Annotated in this window: 10 protein-coding genes; all 10 read right to left on the bottom strand. The window is 48.0% G+C overall.

The window, feature by feature from the left end:
- Nucleotides 1-271: 271 nt before the first annotated feature.
- Nucleotides 272-640 (bottom strand): hypothetical protein, encoded by a 369-nt coding sequence (locus tag FKG95_RS25495; RefSeq protein ID WP_142899272.1) that lies wholly within the window; start codon nt 638-640, stop codon nt 272-274.
- A gap of 103 nt (nt 641-743) precedes the next feature.
- Nucleotides 744-1,139 (bottom strand): DUF2750 domain-containing protein, encoded by a 396-nt coding sequence (locus FKG95_RS25490; protein ID WP_142899271.1) that lies wholly within the window; start codon nt 1,137-1,139, stop codon nt 744-746.
- Nucleotides 1,140-1,213: 74 nt separating this feature from the next.
- Nucleotides 1,214-1,444, bottom strand: a complete 231-nt coding sequence (locus FKG95_RS25485; RefSeq protein WP_142899270.1) for a DUF7683 domain-containing protein — start codon at nt 1,442-1,444, stop codon at nt 1,214-1,216.
- Nucleotides 1,445-1,693: 249 nt separating this feature from the next.
- Nucleotides 1,694-3,448 (bottom strand): retron Ec67 family RNA-directed DNA polymerase/endonuclease, encoded by a 1,755-nt coding sequence (locus tag FKG95_RS25480; protein WP_142899269.1) that lies wholly within the window; start codon nt 3,446-3,448, stop codon nt 1,694-1,696.
- A 427-nt stretch (nt 3,449-3,875) separates the two neighbouring features.
- Complete coding sequence (locus tag FKG95_RS25475) at nt 3,876-4,595, bottom strand: hypothetical protein (protein WP_142899268.1); 720 nt, start codon at nt 4,593-4,595, stop codon at nt 3,876-3,878.
- A 111-nt stretch (nt 4,596-4,706) separates the two neighbouring features.
- Nucleotides 4,707-4,880 (bottom strand): hypothetical protein, encoded by a 174-nt coding sequence (locus FKG95_RS29800; RefSeq protein ID WP_179954284.1) that lies wholly within the window; start codon nt 4,878-4,880, stop codon nt 4,707-4,709.
- An 11-nt stretch (nt 4,881-4,891) separates the two neighbouring features.
- Nucleotides 4,892-5,233: a MarR family winged helix-turn-helix transcriptional regulator gene (locus tag FKG95_RS25470; protein ID WP_142899267.1), complete on the bottom strand. Its 342-nt coding sequence runs from the start codon at nt 5,231-5,233 to the stop codon at nt 4,892-4,894.
- 27 nt (nt 5,234-5,260) lie between these two features.
- The gene (locus tag FKG95_RS25465) at nt 5,261-5,566 is read right to left on the bottom strand and encodes a type II toxin-antitoxin system RelE/ParE family toxin (protein WP_142899266.1); all 306 of its coding nucleotides are present in this window, start codon (nt 5,564-5,566) and stop codon (nt 5,261-5,263) included.
- Nucleotides 5,563-5,802, bottom strand: coding sequence for a type II toxin-antitoxin system ParD family antitoxin (locus tag FKG95_RS25460; RefSeq protein WP_142899265.1), 240 nt, complete (start codon nt 5,800-5,802; stop codon nt 5,563-5,565). The genes FKG95_RS25465 and FKG95_RS25460 overlap by 4 nt, the downstream gene beginning before the upstream one ends.
- A gap of 81 nt (nt 5,803-5,883) precedes the next feature.
- Nucleotides 5,884-6,351, bottom strand: a complete 468-nt coding sequence (locus FKG95_RS25455; RefSeq protein WP_142899264.1) for a MarR family winged helix-turn-helix transcriptional regulator — start codon at nt 6,349-6,351, stop codon at nt 5,884-5,886.
- Nucleotides 6,352-6,426 lie beyond the last annotated feature (75 nt).

Raw genomic sequence — 6,426 nt, 5'->3', positions numbered from 1 at the left:
AAACCTGAACAAAACATCGGTTCGCGAAACCGAAGGTCTTATGAGGACGAGCGCGCGCGGATACCCATCGTGGCCAGAAGCAAAGACCGCTTCACTCAAAGGCCGGATACATTAGCGCAGACTGCAAAATGCCAGAACGCAACCTTCACCTTGTCAGAAAGGGGCGGGCCATACATTTTGTGATCGGGGTCACGTCTGATTTTGTGCGTTGAGTGCAAAAAAATCGCGCACAATCTCAGACCTGACCCTGCACACAGATTCACAAAAACCTCTATCTGTCCGCTATCGATGCAAGCTGTTCGCGTACGATTCGTCTGTAAAACTCAGCTTCACACGAATCCAGGTATTCCAAGTAAACCGCACGCGCCTCTTCGTACAAGCCTGCCTCAATAAATTTGCCTGCTTCTATGAGAGCATCGCCAAGGGCTCTGGCTCCACTTTGTTTTAGGCTCGAGACCTTTCTTACCAACTCTACGAAGTTATCCGGCAGAATCTCAACGTCCCTATGCTTCTCATCGGCAAGCTCCTGCAGGATTCGCTTTAGGGCTGCTATTGCATCCTGGTCAAACTGTTGTTGAAGGTCGCTATCCGACAAGGATTTCCAGTAATCAAGTCGATCAAAATCCTTGGGCTCAAACATCGTTGCTCCTTAACTAACTGTAGCGATCAGAGTCTGATCCGGTTTTGAGCGTTGGGTCCTGCAGTATCCCTCGCAAACGGCAACCTGACCTCGCGTTCAAAAGCTATTCCCACACCGAAGAAACTTCGGCCTCAAGCGCTTCTTTGAGGCTGTAGCCGTCAACGGCAAGTCCTTCCCGGGACTTGTTATAGAAAACGCCGAAATATATCTTTTCCGAGATCATATCCGGGACGCAGTTTTGCAGGAAAGAATCCAGCGGGATCGATTGAGGTTTGGCGCCCATAGATCTGTGCTCTCCGAAACAACAGACTTCAGCCAAATCCTTGTGCGGCCAGAGCGGGAAAACTTCATCCCCATCGGAATCCTTGAAAATCACCCAGCCGTCTTCACCGACCGTCAGGCCCCAGACTTCCTGGAAGTCAGCACAATATCTCACAAAGTATTCGTAGCGCTCCTGCGCTGACTGATTGAGTAGGTTCTCGATCTGCTTTTCGTTCATTTTTGCTGCTTCGTGGCTACGGACGTTTTAGCGACACATTCAAATTGAGGTCTGCCCGATTCTTTACGCACAGCCTATGCATCATATTCGAGGAAATAATCATAGCTTTCGATGTCGAGTTTAATTTTCGCAAACTCATAAAAGAACTTTGCCTGCGTTTCGTGAATGGGAAAGCATTCGTACATCGGGTCTTCAGGTGGCGTATGAAATAACTCTTGAAGCTTATTCAATGGAATATCCGCCAGTTCCAGCTTTCCGGCGTACGACTCGTCGGCTTTATCAAAATATCTTATGACATGAGGCATGGCGTTGGCGCTCCAGCTGGGTGCACAGTTTCATCTCGCAGTCGCTTCTGAATGGGCACGGGGTGAGTGGGGCACGGGGTGAGGTCTAATGGGATGGCCCGGCCCACCGGGATTTCGGTGTGCAACAATTGATGTGCCTATATCTTCACTGCAAGGAAGGACCAACCCATTAAACCTGACCCCCGTGACCAGATGCGTAAAGCAATGCCGACCTCAAAATCATCAGTGACAGTATCAGCAGTCTTGAAGCTATAAGCCGCTTGCGGCGGTGGTAGTCATCTCTGCTAACTTGCGTGATTTATAGTGCGCGATGCAGCCTTCAATCCGGGACAGCAAAGGAACAAAACCGGCAAAGTCAATCTTGTGCGTGTTGGGACGAACTACGCTCTCAGCAAAAATCACCTTTCCATAGGCAGTAGTATCGCCGTGGTCTTTCTTTCGGTTAAAAGGCTTTCCATTGATCTTGACGTCAAACCATTCATTGGGAAACAAATCTTCGAGCTCTCGGATTCCTGGAGGATCACCTTCGGGCACTTTTACGAGATAAAGATTTTCTACGAGGTGATAAAATGAGTCGATTGTAGTTTTTGAAACATCCTTACCGGTTTTCGACCTTGCGTTCTTAAAGACCGTTTTTGGACCATCATCATTGTCGCACAAAATAATGACCGGATGATCGATTGGTTTGTGTGTATACTTTTTTAATTGGTTTGCGTAATTGCTGATAAGTGAGGCTTGGCCTGTCGCTCCATGTGCCAAATTCAGAATGTCTCTTGATATGCCTGTTGGCTTCAGGAACTTTATGGCTACTTGACGCATACCGTTATTGTTCTCAACCAAGTTTGGAAATTGGTTTGAGAGCGATTTAATCGCACACTTCAAATAGGTGATGTCCGAAACTCCCTCGGTTACGATCAGCGGTGACGCAAGCGCAACAAAATGCTTATAACAAAGGAACTTGCGGTAAAGCTGAGTTGGCGCCTCAGGAACGACTAGTTCGTTTGCGAATTTCGCGAGTTTGTTGACTCCTGGCTGCCTGTCGCGCCTCGCTTTGACAAAATAGATATGGGAGAGCATGCCTTCCAACGGATTGAGATTATTTAGAAATATAGGCTCCGTCTCTTCATCTTTGATTGGACGATAGTAAACGCCTGTTTGGAATACTGAATTGCACATTACCCGGACAGTTCGGTAATACTCTTGCCTAATGTTGACTTTCTTGTTGACTATAAGACCGGTAACTGTCTGGCGGGATTGTCGATGTGACATTCTGGTTTTAACTGAATTTAGGTTGAAGCCCGCGCGGCCAATTTCTGTCACAAGCCTATCTCCAGCAACCCATTTGCCTTGTTCAACGCTGATCGCGATTTTTGACGGGAACCGTTTCAGATTTGTCGAAAATGTCAAATCATCAGCATACCGGGTGTAGGTACACTTTGCGTTCTTGGCCAAGGCGATCAACCTAAGATCAAGAATGTTTCCGATTAGGTTGGAGATGATTGGCGAACAAGGGCTACCTTGTGGCAGAGCGTTTTCGTGGCAAGCGATTTGAGCGATGATGGTTGCGACTTTGGGGTCAAGCTCGAAGGCACGATCTTTAATGAAGTAACCTCGCACCCGGCCGAAATTGATTGCCCCAAAAAAATCTTCAATATCAACATTAAAAACAAAGCGTCGACGTCGATGCACTTGGGCGTTCGAGACGATGGTTCGCCCTTTGTGGAACCCATGTGAAGCTGCCCACAGGTATGGCTCCTTTTTTTTAAGTTCTAAAACAGATTGATAGAGATGTTCGCCTAATCGCTCTTGCAATAGAGCTAGCTGCGAAGTTGGTGCGCAAATACTTCTCGTGCCGCCTGTTTTCTTGGGAATCTCGAAGTGTTTATATTTTTGTTCAGGTTTTTGCTTGTACAGAACGTACGCTAGACCCTTTGGTGAAAACCCAAGTAGCTGAGCAACGTCGCTCAGATTTTTTGCTGCTTTTAGTTTATTAAGTTCCGACAATTTATTCTCTTTGCTTAGGTGAGCTTGCGGGCACTCTTATGCGAGACGACCGAATATTCATAGATATTCGCAAAGGGATCATGGACGGAAAGCAGCATGCCTACCATTGTTGTCATTTGCCGCGATTGCGCGGCAGTAATTCTGCCCGCAAGCTCCCGGAAATTATGTAGAAACCTGTAAGGTATTGCAATCATGTGTGATGTGAAAACTCACCTCAGGATAGTTGAGATGCGGTTTTTTAGCAAAGACTTGGATGCTAGGCTATGAGCATGTAGGAGCGTATTTGTCTATGTTGATAGAGGTCAGTATTTGTGTATTAAATCCCGTTTCGTTTTCTTTCAGAGAATAGGCGTTAAATTGGTTCTAAAAAATAATGCATGATTTATTAAAAATGAGGAATTATTATGTATTTTCGATATTTATATTATTAGAAAGGAATTTTGTCATCTAGATTTTTTGGAATAAGTTTTCGTCTCTCCTTTTGTGGAAGTGCCTCTACTTCCTTTGCTCCATCCCAAATTAGTTTCTTTATCCGTTCCAACTTATCCAGAAGCGGGGTAAGATTTTCGGCAACTTGTCCTATCGTTTTTGATAGGCTGAGAACTCGTCCAAACAATGCATCTATAGTTGTTTGATCGCGGTCTACCTCCAGCTGAAGGTCGGAGATTTTCGAAAAAATTTTGTCTTTTTTACATGTGTCTGTAACTTCTTGGTTGACTATTTTCCGTATAGTTTCGAGCAGTTTTCCTATCTCAGACTTATATGTGGATGTAATCAATATTGTCGTGCCAACACTGCCATCCTCTATTCTCACTTTTCGCAGACTGAATCTAGTTACTGCATAGTGTATTTTGTATTTAAAATTATTAAGCTCCGCTAAGAAGTCGTTTTCTTGCTCTCTTGTAATATTATTTAAATCTGGAACATCAATATGAAGATTATATTCATCTAAAAAAGCTAATATCGCAGATATGTATACTCTCTCAGGTTCAAGTCTACCCACATAATTATTGTTTTGATCGGAATGGAAGTCTCGATCATCTTGAACTGATCTTTCATGCTTGTCTCGGACAGATTTCTCAAAATACACGAATGCTTCTTCGCGACCAGACGGCAATTCTGTCAAGTCTATATCGCTAATATCCACGGCACGAGCCTAATTATTCGTGTTTTACGGGCTATAGCATCACAAATTTACGTTTATTACTCAAGGTGGGACTGCGTGCTATATTTGCAGTTTCTCAAGTGGTGATCTGGGTCAGGTTTTCTTTTGTGCGTCAAATGCCTGCACCTGGAAGCTGCCTGCCTCTTCATCAAGTTCCCTCTGTAAGGCAACCATGTCGAAGTTCTCGGCTATACCGCTCTCAAAACCTTCGCTGATAGCGATTTGCAGAGCTTGGCGTTTTGCCTCAATTCGATCCAACGACGACAAAGTTCAACCCCCTACCTCAACCTCACCAACAGCTCCATCAACACCTCCCGCTCGCGCTCGCTCAGCGGTTCCAGCGTCTTATCCGTAATCTCAAAGGCCTTCGGAAAGGCCCGCTCCGCCAGCGCCCGGCCCTCATCCGTCAAACCCACCAGCAGACGCCGGCTATCTTCCGGGTCGGTCCAGGTCTGCGCCAGATCGCGTTTGGCGAGCCTTGCGATGACGCCCTTGATGGTGGCGGCGTCCATGGAGGTCAGGCGGCCCAGGCGGTTTTGGGAGCAGGAGCCCAGCTCGTAGAGGCGGGCGATGGTGGCGAACTGGGTGGTGGTCAGGCCCTCGGGGATAGTTTGAAACAAGTTAGTTTAAAACACAGGGACATAATACTACTTATGATCACTCGACAACTGCCCTGGAACATCCATACTCTGATGTAGCACGCGGACGATTAGAATTCCCTTTTCTTCCAGGACGTAAACGATCAGATGCTTTTCGTAGGGGTGGATCCGGACCGGCGGCTCAAATTGCTGTCTCTCGGCGGCGATTGTGGGTGTGACCGACAGGGTTTTGAAACCGTCGTTGAGACCTTTCAGATAAAGCCGCCGCTGTAACCTTCCCCATTGTTTTTCTGTATAGCGGCCGATACTTCGGAGATCCGCAAGCGCCGCTTTACTGACGCGAAAACCGGTCACGCCTCGGCGTCCAGCTCTTTCTGTAGTGCGTCCATATCAAAATCTTCCGCGATACCGCTCTCAAGGCCTGCAGATATCGCCTTCTGCAGGGCTTGATGCCTTGTCTCAAGCTGCTCCAAAGACCGCAAGCCAGCCCTCACCACCTCGCTCGCAGAGCCGTAACGCCCCGAAGCGACCTGCTGTTCAACGAAGTCATTGAAATGATCTCCCAGGGAAATACTGGTGGTTTTGGCCATGTTGGTTCCCATCGCTTAAACAAGTAATGTTACCAATATATAGTAAATATGAGTAATTTGTCAAATTTGGGAACAGACGCCCTACCGCAACCGTACCAACAACTCCATCAGCACTTCCCGCTCCCCTGCACTCAGCGGTTCCAACGTTTTATCCGTAATCTCAAAGGCTTTCGGAAAGGCCCGTTCCGCCAGCGCGCGGCCCTCATCCGTCAAGCCCACGAGCAAACGCCGGCTGTCTTCCGGGTCGGTCCAGGTTTTCGCCAGGTCGCGTTTGGCGAGCCTTGCGATGACACCTTTGATGGTGGCGGCGTCCATGGAGGTCAGGCGGCCCAGGCGGTTTTGGGAGCAGGAGCCGAGCTCGTAAAGCCGGGCGATGGTGGCGAACTGGGTTGTCGTCAGGCCCTCGGGGATGGTCTCCGCGAAGATCGCCGTGTGGCGTTGGGAAACCTGGCGCAGGATGAAGCCGAACTGATCGTCGAGCTGATAGGACTCCTCCGCCGTCTCTGGGGATGCGGGGCGCGCATTGGCGTTGACTGCGGTTCTCTTCACGGTGTTCTCGTTGTTGTTTTTGCGGTTCGCGTTTGATCCGCAGTGTCTCACATTCAGCGGCGCAGTGCCGGTTGG

This window comes from Denitrobaculum tricleocarpae (genome assembly GCF_007004665.1).
Classification (GTDB): domain Bacteria; phylum Pseudomonadota; class Alphaproteobacteria; order Kiloniellales; family Kiloniellaceae; genus Denitrobaculum; species Denitrobaculum tricleocarpae.
The sequence above is the reverse complement of the archived record's forward strand: the minus strand, read 5'-3'. Positions and strand labels throughout refer to the sequence as shown.